General features: G+C 32.0%; 19 protein-coding genes. All 19 read right to left on the bottom strand.

Annotation, left to right across the window (positions count from 1 at the left end; genetic code table 11):
* Positions 1-344: 344 nt before the first annotated feature.
* The 19 genes from DK441_RS16100 to kbl all read right to left on the bottom strand — a co-directional run bounded on the left by DK441_RS16100 (position 345) and on the right by kbl (position 20,984).
* Positions 345-1,385: a hypothetical protein gene (locus DK441_RS16100; protein WP_109851612.1), complete on the bottom strand. Its 1,041-nt coding sequence runs from the start codon at positions 1,383-1,385 to the stop codon at positions 345-347.
* A 72-nt stretch (positions 1,386-1,457) separates the two neighbouring features.
* A complete protein-coding gene (locus DK441_RS16095) occupies positions 1,458-2,288 on the bottom strand; it encodes a hypothetical protein (protein ID WP_109851611.1) in 831 nt (276 codons plus the stop codon).
* Entirely contained in the window at positions 2,269-2,838 is a 570-nt protein-coding gene (locus tag DK441_RS16090; RefSeq protein ID WP_109851610.1) for an RNA polymerase sigma factor, read from the bottom strand. The genes DK441_RS16095 and DK441_RS16090 overlap by 20 nt, the downstream gene beginning before the upstream one ends.
* A 184-nt stretch (positions 2,839-3,022) precedes the next feature.
* Complete coding sequence (locus DK441_RS16085; protein WP_109851609.1) at positions 3,023-4,000, bottom strand: polyprenyl synthetase family protein; 978 nt, start codon at positions 3,998-4,000, stop codon at positions 3,023-3,025.
* A gap of 123 nt (positions 4,001-4,123) precedes the next feature.
* Entirely contained in the window at positions 4,124-5,164 is a 1,041-nt protein-coding gene (gene rlmN / locus DK441_RS16080) for a 23S rRNA (adenine(2503)-C(2))-methyltransferase RlmN (RefSeq protein WP_108808337.1), read from the bottom strand.
* A 118-nt stretch (positions 5,165-5,282) separates the two neighbouring features.
* Positions 5,283-6,206, bottom strand: a complete 924-nt coding sequence (locus DK441_RS16075) for a chalcone isomerase family protein (RefSeq protein WP_109851608.1) — start codon at positions 6,204-6,206, stop codon at positions 5,283-5,285.
* A 292-nt stretch (positions 6,207-6,498) separates the two neighbouring features.
* A complete protein-coding gene (gene queA / locus DK441_RS16070) occupies positions 6,499-7,548 on the bottom strand; it encodes a tRNA preQ1(34) S-adenosylmethionine ribosyltransferase-isomerase QueA (protein WP_025665082.1) in 1,050 nt (349 codons plus the stop codon).
* Between the two features lie 150 nt (positions 7,549-7,698).
* Positions 7,699-8,925, bottom strand: a complete 1,227-nt coding sequence (locus DK441_RS16065; protein ID WP_109851607.1) for a 3-phosphoshikimate 1-carboxyvinyltransferase — start codon at positions 8,923-8,925, stop codon at positions 7,699-7,701.
* Between the two features lies 1 nt (position 8,926).
* Entirely contained in the window at positions 8,927-9,181 is a 255-nt protein-coding gene (locus tag DK441_RS26660; RefSeq protein WP_160112128.1) for a hypothetical protein, read from the bottom strand.
* Positions 9,181-9,507, bottom strand: a complete 327-nt coding sequence (locus tag DK441_RS16060) for a nucleotide pyrophosphohydrolase (RefSeq protein ID WP_109851606.1) — start codon at positions 9,505-9,507, stop codon at positions 9,181-9,183. The genes DK441_RS26660 and DK441_RS16060 overlap by 1 nt, the downstream gene beginning before the upstream one ends.
* Positions 9,508-9,509: 2 nt before the next feature.
* The gene (locus tag DK441_RS16055; protein WP_109851605.1) at positions 9,510-11,540 is read right to left on the bottom strand and encodes a transglutaminase; all 2,031 of its coding nucleotides are present in this window, start codon (positions 11,538-11,540) and stop codon (positions 9,510-9,512) included.
* 12 nt (positions 11,541-11,552) lie between these two features.
* A complete protein-coding gene (locus DK441_RS16050; protein WP_109851604.1) occupies positions 11,553-13,466 on the bottom strand; it encodes a DUF3857 domain-containing protein in 1,914 nt (637 codons plus the stop codon).
* Positions 13,467-13,488: 22 nt separating this feature from the next.
* A complete protein-coding gene (gene dtd / locus DK441_RS16045; protein ID WP_109851603.1) occupies positions 13,489-13,941 on the bottom strand; it encodes a D-aminoacyl-tRNA deacylase in 453 nt (150 codons plus the stop codon).
* A gap of 263 nt (positions 13,942-14,204) precedes the next feature.
* A complete protein-coding gene (rsgA, locus tag DK441_RS16040; protein ID WP_109851602.1) occupies positions 14,205-15,155 on the bottom strand; it encodes a ribosome small subunit-dependent GTPase A in 951 nt (316 codons plus the stop codon).
* Between the two features lie 281 nt (positions 15,156-15,436).
* A complete protein-coding gene (locus DK441_RS16035) occupies positions 15,437-16,519 on the bottom strand; it encodes a bifunctional 3-deoxy-7-phosphoheptulonate synthase/chorismate mutase type II (protein WP_074408492.1) in 1,083 nt (360 codons plus the stop codon).
* A gap of 57 nt (positions 16,520-16,576) precedes the next feature.
* Positions 16,577-17,425: a prephenate dehydrogenase gene (locus DK441_RS16030; RefSeq protein ID WP_109851601.1), complete on the bottom strand. Its 849-nt coding sequence runs from the start codon at positions 17,423-17,425 to the stop codon at positions 16,577-16,579.
* Positions 17,426-18,625 (bottom strand): pyridoxal phosphate-dependent aminotransferase, encoded by a 1,200-nt coding sequence (locus DK441_RS16025; protein WP_109851600.1) that lies wholly within the window; start codon positions 18,623-18,625, stop codon positions 17,426-17,428.
* Positions 18,622-19,452 (bottom strand): prephenate dehydratase, encoded by an 831-nt coding sequence (locus DK441_RS16020; protein WP_109851599.1) that lies wholly within the window; start codon positions 19,450-19,452, stop codon positions 18,622-18,624. The genes DK441_RS16025 and DK441_RS16020 overlap by 4 nt, the downstream gene beginning before the upstream one ends.
* 344 nt (positions 19,453-19,796) lie before the next feature.
* Positions 19,797-20,984, bottom strand: coding sequence for a glycine C-acetyltransferase (gene kbl, locus DK441_RS16015; protein ID WP_109851598.1), 1,188 nt, complete (start codon positions 20,982-20,984; stop codon positions 19,797-19,799).
* Between the last annotated feature and the right edge of the window lie 7 nt (positions 20,985-20,991).

The following is a 20,991-nucleotide window of genomic DNA, read 5'->3' as shown; positions in this document are numbered from 1 at the left end:
TGTCATAAAATACTTACATTCAAATGGTTACGTTAAAACCATAATTAATTTAAGGGCAATACTTTTATTTATATATTTAACAAATATTCACTATTAGTAAATTATTTAACAAAAAAATATAAATGTTTAGCATATCGATTTAATAGGATAGCCATTAAATAAAGGTCTGAGAATCATAACTCAAACAACTTATGAGGTAAAAAAAACAAAAGAGCGATATAGTCATATCGCCCTTTTAAAATAATCATTACTTGCTCCTACTTTATTAACAAAAAACTATTTCATCTATTATAGTCCATTAATTTTATAAAATATACGGGTAACTGTATCAATTTATTTATCGATTAAAAGTCAAAACGTAATCCTAACGACACATTATTTTGCTCAATCTCTGCATTTTTGAAAATCGGAGACAGATCATACTTGGCATATATAGACATATCTCCAAAACCAATATATCCGCTTAATCCATATACCAGGTCACTGGTATTATAATCTCTTTTGATCTTATCTTTAACACGATCGCCATTTTCTTTATATTTTAATTTTTGGCGAGTACTTATATTTGCTCCAACATATCCTCCCAGACCAATTCTAAATCTATTTCTAGTAGAATATCGTATACTTTTTTCTGTTTCTCTCACTTTTGATGGTCCAAATTCAAGATGCACAGGAACGACAAGATTATCCATTCTAAATTTGGACTTATCTAATTCTACTCTAAATTCTTCTAATGTGGTTTGATTACCATTTTCTACAAAATATCTATTATCTGTGGGCTTTAAACCATTAGTAGTATACGAAATCCCGTACTTAACTCTCAGGAAGTTGGTGTTTTTAAATACTCTTGTTTTCCAGGCCCACCCAATTTCAAAAAACCTACTTCCAGAAATTTTATAATCAGAATCATCTAATGATTGTCCTTCTACAATTGCATTGTTAAGTCCAAAAGCAATTACCAAATTTGATGTCGTACGTCTATCATATGGTATTTCTCTGTCTTTATCAGATCCAAAATTAAACCCTAAGAAAGTAAGATTGTATTCTAGATCTTTTTCTAAAAACTCAATAGCATCCCCTTCATTGCGTTCCAAAAGTGCAATTTTATTTTCTATGATAGCTATTCTATTTTCAATATTAAGGGCATGTATCTTAGCAGCTTCTTCTTTAAGTTTTTGCGCATCTTCTTTGGTTATTTCTTCATTTACCAGCTTTTCATTAATTTCTTCTACTTCCTTTTTTAGTGCTTCTTTTTCTGCATTAATAACACGTTCTTTCTGCTGTTTCAATTGCTCTACTACATTATCACTTGCTTCCTGCGCACTTGATAATTGGGCAAAAAGTGCCACGCCCACAAATGTAGCTATTGTAACTATCGTCTTCATTTTTTTGAATTTTGTTTGCAATCTCCCTGGATATAACAGGGAGATTGCTGATTATTTGATTGATGAATGGTTTTAATTATTTCTTTCTACTACTGCTGTCTTAACTTTCTGAAAACCTGTTTTAAGCGCTTCAAAAACACGTTGTTTAAAAGTCTCATCAAGTTCTGCTTCTACATCTTGCAGAAGGTTTGATGCACTCACTGTACTAGATTTTAATATTTTTGCTGTTGAAATTTCTCTTTGCGCTTCAAGTAATAATGCATTGATTTCATCGTCGGTCACTTGAGTATTCTTTTTTTGAAGCTCTTGAATTTGTGCTACTACTCCTGCCACCACCTTATCTTCAATAATTAAAGAATCTACAGGTAAAGCTTTATTTTTAATCCTATTGGCATTTTTATCATTTTCTGCTAGTCCTGTATCATATTCCCTATTTTCTAACATCTTTTTTGCAGTCTTATCTCTCGACATTGTAATTTCTGAGGAAATATTCTTCTTTTTGAGATTTTTATTTTCCTTTTTAAGAGATGGTGTTACAACCTTATTAGATATCGAGTTTTCTTCTACAATTTTAGAATTACTTTTTTCTATATTTTTTTGTTGAACGTCTTTATTTTTAACTACCTCAATACTTTCATTTTTTATAATCTTATTACTATTATCGACAAATTGGATGTTATTTTGTTCTGAAACTGGATTTTGATTCATTAGTATAGAAGTCAGGACCAAGACTCCAACAAAGATGGCAGCAATACCATACCATTGGATTTTTTTATTTTCCTTTTTTTGTTTTTTTGCGCTATCTAATTGCGCTGTTAATCGCTCCCAAGAATCACCAGAAGGCTGTATAGCGCGCTGTTCTAGCTTGTCTTTCATCTTTTCTTCAAATTTCAATGGCGCCATTACTTATCTTATTTTGTTGGTTTAACTTTTGTTGCAACGTTTTCCTAGCTTTAAATAGTTGAGATTTTGAAGTACTTTCAGAAATCTCTAGCATTTTAGCTATCTCGCTATGCTTGTATCCTTCTATAGCATATAGTACAAATACCATTCTATATCCTTCTGGCAAACTATCTATTAGTTCCTGAATCTGGTCTACTTCTAATTCTGTATTAATATTGTTCCAGGATTCTTCGGTATAGCTTGTTATTTCTTCGGTAAAAAGAACTTGTTTTTCTTTTCTTAAAAAAGAGATCGATTCATTAACCATAATTCTTCGCACCCATCCTTCAAAACTTCCTTCGAATTTAAATTTATTCAGATTCATAAAAACTTTTAAAAACCCACCAAGCATCACTTCTTCTGCAAAATGAATATCCTTAATATATCGCCTGCACACACTAAGCATTTTGGGCGCATACTGATTGTATAGCTGATGCTGTGCATCGCGATATTGCTTTGCTGCCCTTTTAATGAGTTGGGTTTCGCTTTTATAAAATTGAATAACTTTCAATATAAAATCAATTAATTAGATCTTCTATTTACATAGACGAGAATAAAAATAAAAAGGTTGCCTCGTATTTAAAATAATTAATGTTGTGTTATAAATATTTAGAATTAATTGACATCTTTCTTTCTTAAGAAACTCATTATACGCCTATTGCGTACCGTTTTTTTTAATACTAAAAAGCCTCTAATTATTTTTTTCGGTCGATAACATAATCAACCATAAGTTCTAAAGAAGATTTATAATCTGAATCCGGATATTCTGATAAGATGGAAAGTGCTTCATTTTTAAATTGATGCATTATTTTAATGGCGTACTCCAATCCTCCACTTATTTTTACAAAGTCTATAACTTCTTTAACTCTTTTTTTATCTTTATTATGATTTTTTACCGAGTTAATAAGCCACTTCTTTTTTTCTTTAGTGCAGTGATTTAGTGTGTAGATAAGAGGGAGTGTCATTTTTTGTTCTTTAATATCAATCCCGGTGGGTTTTCCTATGGCTGTATCTCCATAATCAAATAAATCATCTTTAATCTGAAAAGCCATTCCGATGAGTTCTCCAAATTTTCTCATTTTTTCAACATCATCAGAATCCGGGGATACAGAACATGCGCCCAAACTACAACAAGCCGCTATTAATGTCGCTGTTTTCTGGCGGATGATCTCATAATATATCTCTTCTGTGATATCAAGATTTCTAGCTTTTTCGATTTGCAACAGTTCTCCTTCACTCATTTCTCTTACTGCTACCGAAATAATCTTTAAAAGATCAAAATCTCCATAATCAATAGAGAGTAATAATCCTTTTGACAATAGATAATCCCCTACCAAAACTGCTATTTTGTTTTTCCATAAGGCATTAATAGAAAAGAAGCCTCGCCTTTGATTAGAGTCATCTACGACATCATCATGAACCAAAGTTGCAGTATGAATCAATTCTATTACCGAAGCTCCCCGATATGTTCGTTCGTTTACTTCTCCTCCAGATACCATTTTAGAGACCAGAAAAACAAACATAGGTCGCATTTGCTTACCTTTTCTATTTACAATATAATGTGTAATTCTATTGAGTAAGGCTACCTTAGAGGTCATTGATTCTGAAAACTTTTGTTCAAAAAGTTCCATTTCATCAATGATCGGTAATTTTATTTGTTCTACAACTTTCAATATGCTGTACTTGATTCTGTTTTCTATAGTAACGCGAAGATAGCGTAAATAGTTTTTCTTTGAAACCGATACTGTTATATATCAAGAATATTACCTTTAATTTAATAAATATAAGGAGTAGTTCTATGATTTGTTGGCTAACTGACCACAAGCTGCGTCTATATCTTTTCCGCGACTGCGACGAACATTGATAACAATACCATGAGATTCTAGCGCATGAATATAGTTTTCAATTGCTTTGTTTGATGCTTGTTGAAATGCTCCATCATCTATTGGGTTATATTCTATTAAATTTACTTTACATGGAACATAAGAACAGAATCGTATCAAAGCTTCTATATCTTCTTTTCTATCATTTATCCCTTTCCAAACCACATACTCATATGTGATCTTACTTTTTGTTTTTTGGTACCAATATTCTAATGCTTCTTTAAGATCTACCAGCGGAAATGTTTCATTAAAAGGCATTATTGATGTTCTTATTTCATCTATTGCAGAATGTAATGAAACTGCTAATTTAAATTTCACCTCATCATCTGCCATTTTTTTAATCATTTTAGGCACACCAGAAGTAGATAATGTGATTCTTTTTGGAGACATTGCTAATCCATCGGGAGAAGTGATTTTATCAATAGCTTTCAATACGTTATTATAGTTCATTAAAGGCTCTCCCATACCCATAAATACAATATTTGATAAAGGGCGATTATGATATAGTCGACTTTCTTTATCTATAGCCATTACCTGATCATAAATCTCATCGGGATTAAGGTTTCTCATCCTTTTTAGTCGAGCTGTTGCACAAAATTTACAATCTAAGCTACATCCTACCTGAGATGACACACATGCTGTAGTTCTGGTCGGAGTAGGAATTAGCACTGATTCTACTATTAATCCATCATGCAGTTTTACCGCATTTTTAATCGTACCATCCGTACTTCTTTGCATTTGATCAACCTGAATATGATTGATTACAAAATTTTCCTCCAGTATTTTTCGAGTGGCTTTAGAAATATTGGTCATGTCATTAAAACTATGAGCCCCTTTACTCCATAGCCATTCATAAACCTGATTTCCTCTAAAAGATTTATCTCCATTTTCTTCAAAGAAAAGCCGTAACTGATCTTTAGTTAAGGTTCTTATGTCTTTTTTCTTCACATTCATAACTTCTGCAAAAGTATAAAGATAAATGGTACTGTAACATAGATCTTCTTTCTTTATTATAGCGATCAAAAAACCCTGGAGAAGTATCCAGGGTTTTTTAGTGTTATTTTAGATCATCTTATTTTTTAATTCTTCTCCATTCATGGACTCCTCCTCCTCCTTTATACTTCACCTTAAGTATATTTGGTTTGTCCTCATCAATCCATATTTGGCATTCTGAAACTCTACCGTTTTTTATATCTGTAAATTTTCCATTTACATACCTATCTCCTTTTAATCTTAATCCTTTTAGAATTACTAATCCTTCTACATTTTGATTTTTGTCTGCACCTTCACATTCATAACAGATTGCATCTCTTTCTGATATACGCATCATTCTTTGTATTGTTCCATACACTTTATTTTCTATAATATATAATTGAACAATACTAATAGCTACACCTGTTTTTTTATCATATGTTTTCCATCTTCCTAATATGGGGTTAGGTTCATAAGATGCAAGTAAGTCTTCTTTTAAATGTTCATCAACAGGGTTTTCTCCTAACCAAATTTTAAATAAGGCTTTTTTAAACTCTTTACTATTTATTGTTCCTAGTAATTCTTTGTTCTTATAAAGAGTTAATTTCCCTCCTTTGACATACAAAATTTTATAAATATCAAATTTATCTATCTCATTTGGAAGAAGATTAAGAAAATCTCGAATTTGATTTTCTAACAAGTAGCTATTACCATCTGTAGCTCTTTCTAAACCATTTCTTATAATATTCTTGAACTCACTATCGGTAATTGAAGAAATAATTTTAATTGTAATAGCCATAGTAACATCTTTTTCTGCTACCATTACCCCATCCTCTACACCATCTACCTCAAAGTCTAAATATAATGCCATTGCATATAACTTTTCTGTAGATCCAGCACCATTGAGCATTAACTCTGATTCATCAAAAACATCAACATCGTTAAAGCCAATGTTACCGACCTTGGTTTGAGCATAAGAAAAAACAGTACTAAAAAATGCTACGTAATAAATTACTCTTTTCATTCTATAATTAGGTTTAGTTCTTTTTTTATAATTGGAACATACAAAAAAAACGGTACAAATTTATAAAAAGTACGTTTATAAGCCTCATCTAGCATGTTTTTCGACAAAAACCGATATTAACCGTTTTTTGGCACTTAAAAGCAATTACGGTTTTACCATAATTTTTTAAGGCCTCGAAAATAGCACTTTTTTTGCAAAAAATGCAATTTAACGAACTAATTTCTAGAAACATACAAAAAAACCCTACCAAATTTAGGGTTTAGTAGGGTTTTAATAATATTCATTTTTATTTTTAGATAATTAGCATAGCATCACCATAAGAATAAAATTTATATTTTTCTTTTACCGCTTCTTCATATGCTTCTTTAATAAAATCATGTCCTGCAAATGCAGATACCATCATTAATAAAGTAGATTTAGGCGTATGAAAATTCGTAATCATACAATTTGCAATACTAAAATCATAAGGAGGAAAAATAAATTTATTAGTCCATCCTCTAAACTCGTTTAAAGTTCTCTCTGATGATACCGAACTTTCAAGAGCTCTCATTACTGTGGTTCCGACAGCACAAATCCTTCTTTTATTTGTTATCCCGTTATTAATCGTATTAGCAGCATTAGCAGTAACATAAGCTTCTTCACTATCCATCTTATGTTTAGATAAATCTTCAACCTCAACGGGGTTAAATGTTCCTAAGCCTACATGCAATGTGATTTCTGCAAAATCAACTCCTTTGATTTCTAGTCTTTTCATTAAATGCTTAGAAAAATGGAGTCCTGCAGTTGGAGCAGCAACAGCGCCTTCATTTTTAGCATATATAGTTTGATATCTTTCTTCATCTTCTGGTTCTGCATCTCTCTTAATATACTTAGGTAAAGGTGTCTCCCCTAGGTCGTTAAGTTTTTGTCTAAATTCATCATAGGAACCGTCATACAAAAAACGTAATGTACGTCCTCTAGATGTTGTATTATCTATTACTTCTGCCACTAAACTTTCATCATCTCCAAAATACAGCTTATTACCAATACGTATTTTTCTAGCTGGATCAACAAGTACATCCCAAAGTCTTGTTTCAGAATTTAATTCACGTAATAAGAATACTTCAATTCTAGCTCCTGTCTTTTCTTTATTACCGTACAATCTAGCAGGAAAAACTTTAGTATTATTAACAACCATCACATCATTTGGTTCAAAATAATCTATAAGATCTTTAAACTGTTTATGCTCTATGGTTTGATCCTTTCTATTAAGAACCATTAGGCGAGATTCATCTCTGTTTTCAGCTGGATACTCAGCCAATAAATCTTGTGGAAGATTGAAATTGAAATGTGATAGCTTCATTCGTATTTATTTTTTGAAGGTGCAAATATACAATCTTGCAATAGGGGTTGTCAAGTAAATTAGGATATATTTACATAACAGAGGTACTATCACATAAAAATCACCTTCAAAATATCTAAATTAGCATCAACTATCCTGCTATAGCTCTCTTTACACTTCTGAAATTTTAAACCCTAATTTCTTTAAATCTAACCAAAAATCGGGATAGGATTTAGAAACAACATTAGCATCTTCGACATATAATGATGTTTTAAGCGCAAGAGGCGCAAATGCCATAGCCATACGATGATCATGATATGTTGCTATAGTTACATCTTTTTTTATGGATCCCGAAGGCTCTAAACGAAGAGAATTCTCGGTAATATGAACTTGCCCTCCTAATTTTTCGATTTCATTTTTTAAAGCTTCAAGACGATCTGTTTCTTTTATTTTTAATGTGTGTAATCCAGTGAGATAGCATCCAATACCTAATCCAAAACAAGTTACAGCAATTGTTTGAGCAATATCAGGAGAATTAGATAAATCTAATCCATCTTCAAGTTTCTTAAGTTTACCCGATACCTTTTTTAAGGTAATTGTATTTTGATCAAAAGTAGTTTCTACTCCCAGGCTTTTGTATATTTCTGCAAGTTTAGCATCTCCCTGATAGCTTTTCTTTTTATAACTTCCAATAGTGACAGATGTATTATCAGAAAGCGCAACAATACTATAAAAATAAGAAGCAGAACTCCAATCTGATTCTACTACAATATTTTTTGGAGAAATTTTGTCACAAGGGTTAATAGTAATTTTATTGTTTTTAAAAACACCTTTAATACCAGCATCACTTAACAAACTTAATGTCATATTAATATAAGGCACAGAGGTTATTTTTCCTTCTAATACAATTTCTAACCCATTAGGTAATGAAGGAGCAATTAACATTAATGCCGAAATATACTGACTACTCACATTTGCTTGCAAAGAGACAGAATTTGTTTCGGGTCGCTTTCCTTGAATACGTATTGGAGGGTACCCATGTTCGTTTTCATAACTAATCTCACATCCTAATTGTTCTAATGCTTCGACCAATATTTTAATTGGCCTTTCTTTCATTCTTTTACTTCCTGTGAGCACAGTCTCTCTACCGTATTTAACAGCAAAATATGCTGTAAGAAAACGCATTGCTGTACCTGCATGATGAATATCTACAGTAATTTCATCACTCTTCAATGCTTTTTGCATTAACTCAGAATCATCACTATTGGATACATTTTCGATACTTATATTAGGGTATAATGCCTGGAGTATTAGCAATCTATTTGTTTCGCTTTTTGATCCCGTAATTTGTAGCGTATTACCTTCTATATTGGGTATGTGTTCTAGTTTCAAATTCATTTTATCGATTTGATTTCCTTTTTCTTAATTCAAAATAATATCCCATGATCATCCCATATATTAATCCTCCTACTATTCGAGATATCATATATCTAATCCATTGTTGATGATTGATTCTTTCTTCAATAAAAGTACTCCAAGTAGAACTGCTGTATTGCATGAAATACTCAATAACACTAAAAATAATTATAAAGCCAAATCCTATAAAGCATACAGAGAACCAGTACTTTTTTGACGAAAGAATTGATGTAAACATTATTTTAATTTTTTGTTGTTATGATGACGATCGTGGTCTCTTTTTGTTTTAATATCCAGCTTTTTATCAAAAGCTTCCTGAAGATTAATTCCTGTTTGATTAGCCAGACATAATACCACAAACAAAACATCGGCTAATTCTTCTCCTAGATCTTTATTTTTATCACTCTCTTTTTCACTTTGTTCACCATAACGTCGCGCTATAATTCTGGCAACTTCCCCTACTTCTTCGGTAAGCTGCGCCATATTGGTTAATTCATTAAAATACCGCACTCCATGATTTTTGATCCAGTTATCTACGGCCTCCTGTGCATTTTTAATATTCATTATTATATTTTTTTAAGAACAACCTGTTCATTTTCTTTTTCAATAATTTGATTATAAAACTCCTTTAATGCCAAATAATAGTTAGAAGAAAGAAAAGCAACATTAACAGTTTCATTAACAACAATTTGTATCATCCCATTGGCTATATTTGACCTAAATGAAAAAGCCCCTATATTTTCTGGCATTTTAAAAGCTCTCGATTTTGGAAGTTCGGCTACTTCATATCCCTCGGGAATTTTTATACTTAACATATAGGCATTGGTAAACCCATAACCAAAATCTATTGGGTATTCTCTATTGCTAGATTTGAATACATTTTCTTTATCTCTTAAAAATAACAACGGAGAAAAATACATCTCATTTTCTATAGATTCTACCTGGTCGTAAGATATAAAATTAAAGCTTTCACTAACTCCTTTCCCGGCTTCATTTATACCTTTAACAGTATATTCTTCAATTTCATCCAAGTCAAACCTTTTTTTAAAACGCTTTACTTTACTTTCATCATCTTTTGCTCCATTTTCTATTCTAAAATCATGCGCAAAATAATCCATATGGCGAACGTTAAACTTACCTTTTACAGCTCCATCTTTATCAATTTGACATTGTGCACTATATCTTTTTAAAGAAGGTCTTTTTGGTCTAAAATCTACTCTTTGCGAAGTCCCATTTTTAGAAATTACTCTCCCAAATCCGCGAATTACCCGATCTGGTAAAACATTTGGTAAAGCATACCTATCTGTAGCATCCAGGTAAACATGACTACCATCGGCTAATTTTACTCTGGATACTACATAATTAAACCCATTTACTGTAGGAAACAGGGCAATAACTCTGTTACTTGCACTTACTAATACAGGATTAGCATCCAGACCAACATGTGATAACATAGAAGTAAGCATTAGGTTAATTTCTGCAGAATTACCTGTCTTTTCTTTATATGCTTTTTTGACTCCCACACTTGTACCCACGGCATATGTATCATTCCATCGCATTCTTTTTTTCACATAATCAAATACTTTCATCATCTTGGTTGTCTGATTTTCTGAACGCGACACTACAGCTTTTAAATCTTCTTCATAGTAACTTTTCTTTTTTAATTCTTCACCAAAATTACCACTTTTATAAATTGTTTTTGTAACATCTTCCCAGGTTGTAGAATAGTATTTAACAGGTGTATTTGGCCAATTAACACTAGATAATTCATAGCTTATACTCGAAATATAATTTTTCACATTTCCGGAAAACGGCTCTATTTTAAAAGCAGAAATATTGGTAGAACTAATGGTGTTTTTAATAACTTTAAAATCAACACCATTGGTTGAAAAATTTGATCTTATCGGGCCACTTGTTAAACTTCCTCCGCCTGTTCTGGTTTTAGATGTTAACATGATCTTACCGTTATAGTTTGACTCTTTAACATCAATTGGAAGATACCCGGATGTAAACTTTTTGAATATAAAATATTCTGGAGACTCGACTACTACGTCTAGTTTTTTAATTGGTATTTCATATTGCAGGTAGACTCTATCTATATTGTATACGAATGGCGAAATGATCTTATATTTATACTCAATTACCGAACCTTCTTGTAAAGCAGGCATTGTAAATTTTACTTGATCGTAATATTTAGAATGCTCATTTTTAAAAATTCCATCCTTTTTAAGTTTGGTTTCTACAATTTTATTATTCACCAAACCGTATGTAACCCCTTTTAAATTTACTATTTTTTCATCTTCGCCATTTTTACGATACAAAAATACCTCATCTGTTGCATAATCAAATCCATCTTTTTTATACAACTTTATTCTTTTATACACCTCGGTAATCAACTGAAAACCATGAGATTGATTATAGCTTATGTGTATATGTTTCTTTTCATAAAGAACGGCAGCATTTGCTGAACTGTCCTTATCATATACTGTCTCTAAGAGTTCTTCTTTTGATACTTTTCCAAATTTATATTCCTGTGCAAAACTGCTGGCAGAAATTATAAAAACGAAACCAAGTAGTACTGTATTTATATTTTTCATTGAGATGGTTATTTATTGTTGTTTTAATGCTATTCTTGATTTATCTATTTTCTTAATTTCGGATCTAAACTTTCTGTATTCCTCATATTTTTCTTTCGGAAATGTCCCATCAATGATTTTCAAAAATCGTCTGAATTTAAGTTGCTTATCATCAATCTTTTCGAGTTCATAGCTATAACTACCAAACACGGTTTCAATAGATTTTTTTTCGGGTAAATTTCCTACCATATATCCATCAGGTAAATTAATGATGTACTCATCTGTATTTACATATCCTCTTGATATTACCAAAGGGGTTTTTCTGGTATCATATTTAGGTAGATTAATCTGATCTCGACTAAAAAGATTAGGAGATATTAATAAACGGTTTCCTACTTTTTTGGCATAAGAAACACAAGAGATTTCTATATCTTCTTTAAATTTGATATCGTCTTTATTATCATTAAGATTTATTTTACCGATTTCCAGATTATTGATATATCCCCAAAATTCTTTATAATATAATTTTTGATCTTTTGGTGTTTCGAACTGGATGTTATAATTCCAGTCATATTCAAGCCCCTGCGATACTCTTTTTACAGTTGCAGACATGGATCTATCTACTTCAAGATTAACTGTAGCCGTAGTATGAAGTATATTTTCTTCAGGTTCGTATTTCTTAGTTCTTTTAATGGTTCCCCCTTCGGGAGTAATTACCAGCACATCTCTATTATCAGTAAAATCACCTATAAAATTAAACGGGGTGGTCTGGTTGGTACATTCGAGCCAGAGATCCTCTTCCTCGTCTGGTATATTAAGGATCACATGATTTCCTTGCATTGATGCAAATTCTGAGTCAATATCTCTTCTTTCATTCGCATAAACCACAGTGTAATAGGATTTTACACCCTGACTACCTAATAAAGCTTTTGTATAATTGGTTAACGCTTTACAATCTCCATATCCTAATCGATCTACATCTTCTGCCAACATAGGCATCCAACCTCCTATACCTAATTGTATACCTATATAACGTGTTTTATTTTGAACATAATTATAAATACGTTTTGCTTTTTCTTTAGTTGTAGTAGCATCCGAAACTAGCTCAGTAACTTTCTCAATAGTAGTTTCAGATAATTTATCCCGACCAGAAACCAAATTTTCATATTGCCATTTCCCCATAGACTTCCAATCTTTAGCAAAACCTTTCACCCCTTTTAATGAAAATTCGTTTAATGCCACTTTTACCATTGGGATCATATCATTAAGAGGAAGACTGCATACTTCTGGTAATTTTGCAGGAATATTGAAAACTTTATAGGTAGTTTCCAAATTACTCTTATTAGTTTCGACTGAATACTCCTCCAAATTTGTTTCTCTATATCTAATCGAGATTTTTGAAGGGTTTAAAATTTTATATATTGATTTCTCAACACTTAATCTATATGCCAAAATAGGTTTCCAATATTTTATAAATGCTGTTGTTGAGTTTTCTACCTCACTTTCAAAAGCAAGTGTATAAGGATAGTTCAATGGTGTATATTCAAAATATTTTATTCTATCATCTCTTACCAATGAAGAATTATCGCTAACACTTCTATCTTTAAAGTCTTTCTTTTTGTATTTTTTAACCTCCTTACCAAAAGAATCATAAACTATAGCTTCTAGTTTTTTTATTTTCCTATTCGGATCGTAATATTCACAGCAATCAGCATATCCATCTCCATATTTATTAAGTACGGTAACAATTCTTTTGGTTTTTACAACAACAGAATTTATTGATTTTATCTCAATAGTAACTTCCTCGGATCTTACAATAGCATTAGCATTTTTAGTAAGTGTAGAATCTAAGAGTATAGCTTGTAGTCTTAGATCGTCCTGAGCAGAGTTTTGCTCAACATAGAATAAGGTAAGCACAACTGAAACCAGCAGTATTTTTTGTAACATAAAAATTATTTTAGGGGGTGGGTTATTCTTTGTTTTTTGTGTCTACAGTTATAGTAACAGGTCCATCATTAAGTAGTGATATTTTCATATCAGCTCCAAATACACCTGTACCTATTTTCTTTCCTAAATCCAACTCTAATCGTTGTACAAAACTCTCATAAAGAGGGATAGCTATTTCTGGCTTGGCTGCTTTAATATAACTGGGCCTATTACCTTTTTTGATACTGGCATGTAGTGTAAATTGACTTACCACTATAGCATCTCCATTTATATCCAATACACTTTTATTCATTACACCGGCTTCATCTCCAAATATCCTAAGGCGAGATATTTTTCCTGATAACCAATCTATATCCTCTTGCGAATCCTTTTCTTCTATTCCTATTAGAATAAGTAATCCTTGATTTATATTTGAAATAATTTTGCCTTCGACACATACCGATGCCTCAGAAACTCTTTGAATTACGGCCCTCATTTATTTATTATTGATTTTAAAAAACAAAAGATTTTTTATTACTCTATTTATTTGATATAGAACAACATGTTTTGTTTGCGTGTTTTCCATTCAATTATTACATTAAATAATTCTAAAATCATTTTAACTAACAACTTTATGGCACAAGTATACAATGTCTGAGTTTCATTTTTCGGAACTGAGAATTTTTTTTTTATTTTCTTATCAACTGATTTAGTACAACTTAGAAATTTAATCTATTTTGCTGCCGTGGATTATAAAAATTATTCGTCGTCGTAATTATTTTTTCTGTAGTGTTCTTCTTCTCCTTCAAGAATTTGCAAATAGCTCTTATATCTCGACCAGGCAATTTCTTCGTTATCTAATGCTTCTTTAACAGCACATTTTGGTTCATTAATATGTAAACAGTTATTAAACTTGCAATCTGATTTTAGCTCAAAGAATTCGGGAAAATAATCTCCTAATTCTTCTTTATCCATATCAACAACTCCAAAACCTTTTATCCCGGGCGTATCGATAATCTTGGCATCAAAATTAAGATCAAACATTTCTGCAAAAGTAGTGGTATGCAAACCTTGCTGATGTTGATCACTTATTTCGGCTGTTTTTAACGACAAACCGGGTGCAATTGTGTTAACTAAAGTAGATTTCCCTACCCCGCTATGACCAGAAAACATACTTACTTTATTTTTCATTATTGCTTTTACTTTGTCTACATTTTTACCATTTTTTGCAGATATTCCTATACATTCATATCCTATTTTTCTATATATCGCTGCCAAATATTTAATCTCCAAAAGTTCCTCTTCATCATAGGTATCTATTTTATTAAAAAGCAAAACTGCTTTAATGCCATATGCTTCTGCAGTAACTAAAAATCGATCTATAAATGTTGTAAATGTTGTTGGGTTATTTAATGTTATTAATAAAAAGACTACATCTACATTTGAGGCTATAATATGTGTCTGTTTAGACAGATTCACAGATTTTCTTATAATATAATTATGCCTATCATGAATATATTCGATAACTCCTGTTTCCTGATCGTTATTAGTTTCTAATTTAAAATCCACAAGATCTCCTACAGCCACAGGATTGGTACTTTTGATACCTTTAATCCTAAACTTTCCTTTTATACGGCATTCGTATACTTTTCCGTTATTAGTTTTTACGGTATACCAACTTCCTGTAGATTTATAAACGGTACCTGTCATAGACACAAAGATGCAAATATTAATATTTGTAGAGGTCTTATTTCTTTTCTTAATTAAAAAAACATAAAATTTTACGAAGCCTTTTTTCCAAACAATTATTCTTTATCTCTTGTGTATTAATTCAAAAGTTTGTGAAAAACCTGGTAGAATCCATCATAGAAATATCATTATAATAAAGCAGAAACTTTTGACAGTAAAGTCTGATCACAATTAAATCTATATAGTTCGAAAGAAAATATAGCAGCCACTCGTTAGTTACCATGACGAGTGGCTTTCTTATATCATCCTTTTGCTACTTTTTTCTGATGATTAATAGATTCTTGGTGAATTGCTTTGTAAATACGAAGTATAAACTCCTCACTCAATCCATTTTCTTCTCCTTCAAGAATCATTCTTCCTAGTATTTCATTCCATCGTTTAGATTGTAGAATAGCAACGTTTTGCTTGGCTTTTGCTTTTCCTATATCATCGGAAATTTTCATTCTTTTTGATAAAACTTCTAACAATTGATTATCTGCTATATCAATTTTAGCACGTAATTCATCAAGTACTTTTTGATACGCTTCATCTTCTCCAATTTCTTTACGAATTTTTAAATCTTTCATATACTGAACCAATGTTTCTGGTGTAATTTGTTGTTTAGCATCACTCCAAGCGTTATCAGGATCGTAATGTGTTTCTACAATAAGTCCGTCAAAATTAAGATCCAAAGCTGTTTGAGACAGGTCAAAAATCAAATCTCTTCTTCCTGCGATGTGAGAAGGATCTAAGATCAATGGTAAATCTGGGAAACGATTTTGTAAATCAATGGGGATTTGCCATTCTGGGATATTACGATATTTTGTTTTCTCATATGTTGAAAATCCTCTATGAATTACTCCCAGGTTTTTAACGTCTGCAGTATAAAAACGTTCTACAGCTCCTAACCAAAGGGATAAATCAGGGTTAATTGGATTTTTTATTAAGACTGGATTATCGATTCCTTTACAGGCATCTGCAATATCCTGAACAATAAAAGGAGACACTGTACTTCTTGCTCCTATCCATAAAACATCAACTCCATGTTCTAAAGCTAATTCTACGTGATGCGGATTTGCGACCTCTGTAGCAATCTTCATCCCGGTTTCTTCTTTAGCTCTTTGCAACCACTTTAACCCCAAAGCTCCTACTCCTTCAAAGTTTCCAGGTCTTGTTCTTGGTTTCCAGATTCCTGCACGCAATACTGTAGCATCAGAGTCTTTAAGTTGGTGTGCAATTTTTACTACCTGGTCTTCTGTTTCAGCACTACAAGGCCCTCCGATTACCAATGGATGATCCAGATTGTAATCATCTAGCCAGTTTCTAAGTTCTTTTTTATTCTCCATTTTTATTTTTTATTCTTATTTATTAAAGTTTGTATTGGTTATATAGTTTAACCCGGATTATGCAATTCCTTTTAAAATTGTCTTTATATGATTTGTATCTTCCATTTCTCTATATACAGCTAAAAAATCGTCATTTTCAATCAACTCTTTAAATTGAGCAAGATTAGCAATATATTCTTCTAATGTCTCTATTATATTTTCTTTATTATGCTTAAAAATTGGTGCCCACATAGCGGGTGAACTCTTTGCCAATCGAACAGTAGATGCAAAACCACTACCAGCCATATCAAAAATATCTCTTTCATTTTTCTCTTTTTCGATCACAGTTTTACCTAACATAAAAGAACTAATGTGTGATAGGTGTGAAACATAGGCAATATGCTTATCATGAGAAGAGGGATCCATATAACGAATTCGCATACCTAATCTAGAAAAAATCTCCATCCCTTTTTCTTGTAATTTAAATGCTGTTTTTTCTACCTCACAGATAATATTCGTTTTTCCTCTATATAAATTTGCAATTGCCGCTTGTGGCCCAGAAAACTCTGTCCCTGCAATTGGATGTATTGCCAAATAATTCCTTCTTTTGTCATGATTCTCTACAGCATTACATAATTTCTTCTTGGTCGAACCAGCATCAAAAACTAAACAGTTGTCATCTATTTTATCTAAAATAGTGGGCAATATCTCGACGGTTGCATCTACTGGTATGGCAATTATAACTACATCTGCTTTATCCAACTCATCCAAACTAGATGTATAGTCAATAAAACCTAGTGATAATGCTTCGTTCAGATTATCTTCACTTCTATCCACACCATAAATCTTAGCTTCATTAAAAGCTGCTTTAATATCTATGGCAAAAGAACCTCCGATTAGACCTATCCCTACTACAAATACATTCATCTAGTTACAATTTTGATTTATCATACCCTTTGTCGCCAATGATAATTCTGTTTTATTAAGTCTTCCTATAGCCTCTTTAATATTCTCTTTGGTTACACAAAGTGAAAAACGTATATATCCTTTTCCATTACTTCCGAAAATATCACCAGGAGCGATGAAGATATCATTCTCATATAAGATAGTGTCTATAAATTCTACTGCATCGGTCCCTTCTGGTAACTTAGCCCAGACAAACATTCCTTTTGCGGTTTTATCATAACGACACCCCAAAAGATCTACCAACTCCCAGATCAACGTTCTTCTTTCCTTATAGATTGCATTCATTTTATCGTACCAACCATTAGAAATACGCAATGCTGCGATAGCTCCTCTTTGGATTCCTTGAAACATACCACTATCCATATTACTTTTCACTTTTAAAATCGCTTCAATTTTGTCAGAACTACCACTAACCATTCCCACACGCCATCCAGCCATATTAAAAGTTTTACTTAAAGAATTTAACTCCAGTGCTACTTCTTTTGCCCCTTCTATCGATAAAATACTTGTAGGGCTATCATTTAAAATAAAACTGTATGGATTATCTTTTACCAATAGGATACTATGTTTTTTAGCAAAATCAATCATTTTTTCAAATAGCTCAACATTACCTGAAGCTCCTGTTGGCATATTTGGGTAGTTTACCCACATGATTTTTACTTTACTCAAATCTTTTTTTGAAAGGCTATGAAAATCTGGTTCCCATCCATTATTTTCAACCAAATCATAAAAAATTGGTTTTGCACCTACCAAATTAGTCACTGCACTATATGTTGGATATCCAGGATTAGGAACCAATACTTCATCTCCTTCATTAAGATACGCCAGAGAAATATGCATGATTCCTTCTTTAGATCCCATTAAGGGCAAGATTTCATCTTTTGGGTTTAAGGAAACCTGGTATTTTGCACTATAAAAATCCGCAATGGCTTCTCTTAATTCTGGCAAGCCTTGATAACTTTGATATTTATGAGCACCATCTACAAGTACCGCTTCCTGAATGGCCTGCACTACTTCTTTTGGTGGATCCAGGTCTGGGCTACCAATAGCCATATTTAAAACCGGTTTTCCCGAAGCGACAAGTTCTCTAACTTCTCTTAATTTTTTGGAGAAATAGTACTCTTCTACTGTTTCTAATCTTTTTGCCGTTTGAATGCTCATCCATTTTGATTTTTATATTCACCCAATACTTTTAGTTCTAATGCCATAATTTTTAGGATAGACATCGCTTTAGCATAATCATTATAATCTGTAAAAGTCACATCTACAAAAAAGGAATATTTCCAGGGCATACTAATAATGGGTAATGATTGGATTTTGGTTAAATTCAATCCACAATCACTCATTACATTAAGCACTGTAGCCAAACTTCCCTTTTTATGATCTGTTAGAAACTTTAAAGATGCTTTGTTGATATCTTTCTTTTCTGAGTTAGATCCTCCTACTGTGTTTAAAATAAAAAACCGGGTACTATTTGATTTTATAGTTTGAATCTCTTTGGCTAAAATATTTAATTGATAAATATTTGCAGCGGTTTCTCCTGCTACGGCAGCAACTCCTTCTAGTTGCTGCTCATGAATTCTCTTAGCAACATCGGCTGTATCTGCATCCTCAATCAATTTTATATGTGGTTGTCCTCTAAAAAACTCTTTACATTGTAGTAAAGCCATTGGATGAGAATATACTTCTTTGACATCTGAAATTTCTTGCCCATCTAAAGCCATTAAACAGTGATGAATTGGTAAAAAATACTCTCCTCTAATGGTAAGATCATGCTCATCTATATAAGCATAATTTGGAATAATAGAACCCGCAATAGAGTTTTCGATTGCCATTACTGCATCTGTACTCTTATTATGTTCTAAACTATGGACCAATTCCTGAAAAGACATACATTCATTTACGTCTATATCTTCTCCGAAATATGCCTGAGCAACGCCGTGATGATATGAACCTTTTATTCCTTGTATAGCAACTTTTTGTTTCATCTTTTAATTTTATTGCAAAAAAAAATCCCGATTTTTCATCGGGATTCTAGTTTTATAAATTTTGCTGATTTATTTACATAGCGATCCCAATCTTGCTTTTAAAATAAAAGAAGAAAAAATAGAATCCGTTCCAAGTAAATAAATTGCTCATTATTGTATCATTATTACATTGCTAAATTAGCTAAAACTATTACGATTCAAAATAAATTTTGATTTTTTTCATAATCACCAGAGTATTATCATCAAATCTTGATGTTTTAATAGATATTAATGAAAAATTTTAAACAAAATGCTATGTATTCTATGAATCTTCTACTTTTTAAACTGCTAACAAACGTTTGTATTTATATCACATTCAGTTCTTTACCCACTTTAGTGAATGCTTTCACTGCTTTTTCTAAGTGATTACGATCATGAGCAGCTGATAATTGCACTCTAATTCTTGCTTTCCCTTTAGGCACAACTGGATAGAAAAACCCTATAACATAAATTCCTTCTTCAAGTAATTTAGCTGCAAATTCTTGCGCAAGTTTTGCTTCATATAACATTACCGGAACGATAGGATGATCTCCCGGGATAATATCAAATCCTGCTGCAGTCATTTCTGATCTGAAGTATTTTGTATTTTCTTCTAGTTTATCTCGTAGCACTGTAGAAGAACTTAACAAATCTAATACTTTGATCGATGCTCCTACAATTGATGGTGCTACTGTATTAGAGAACAAATAAGGTCTGGATCGTTGCCTTAGCATTTCTACAATTTCTTTTCTTGCAGCAGTAAACCCGCCAGAAGCACCACCCAAAGCTTTACCATAGGTTCCTGTAATAATATCTACACGTCCCATTACATCACGATACTCATGTGTTCCTCGACCTGTTTTTCCTAAAAAACCTGTAGAATGACATTCGTCTATCATAACCATAGCTTCATATTGATCTGCCAGATCACATATTTTATCCAACTGTGCAATTGTACCATCCATAGAAAAAGAACCATCTGTCACAATAAGTATACGTCTTGATCCTTCTGCTGATTTTAATTGCTTTTCAAGATCTACCATATTATTATGTTCGTATCTAAAGCGTTTTGCTTTACATAGCCTAACCCCATCAATAATAGAGGCATGGTTTAATGCATCAGAGATAATAGCATCTTCTGGCCCAAGAATAGGTTCAAATATCCCTCCATTAGCATCAAAAGCAGCTGCATATAAAATGCAATCTTCCATTCCTAAAAATTCGGCAGTTTTACGCTCTAGTTCTTTATGAATATCTTGAGTTCCGCAAATAAATCTCACAGATGACAATCCATACCCATGAGAATCTATGGCTTTCTTACCTGCTTCAATTACATCAGGATGTGATGAAAGGCCTAAATAATTATTTGCACAAAAATTTAATACATCTTTAGTATTTGTTGTGTCTATACTGGCTCCTTGTGGGGTGGTAATTATTCTTTCGGTTTTATACAATCCTGCCGATATAATCTCATCCAGCTCTTTTTGTAAATCGTCTTTTATATTTGAAAACATGTTACTT

This window comes from Aquimarina sp. AU58, assembly GCF_900312745.1.
GTDB classification, from domain to species: Bacteria; Bacteroidota; Bacteroidia; order Flavobacteriales; family Flavobacteriaceae; genus Aquimarina; species Aquimarina spinulae.
Note: the sequence above shows the minus strand (reverse complement) of the source record. Positions and strands in the feature narration are given on the sequence as shown.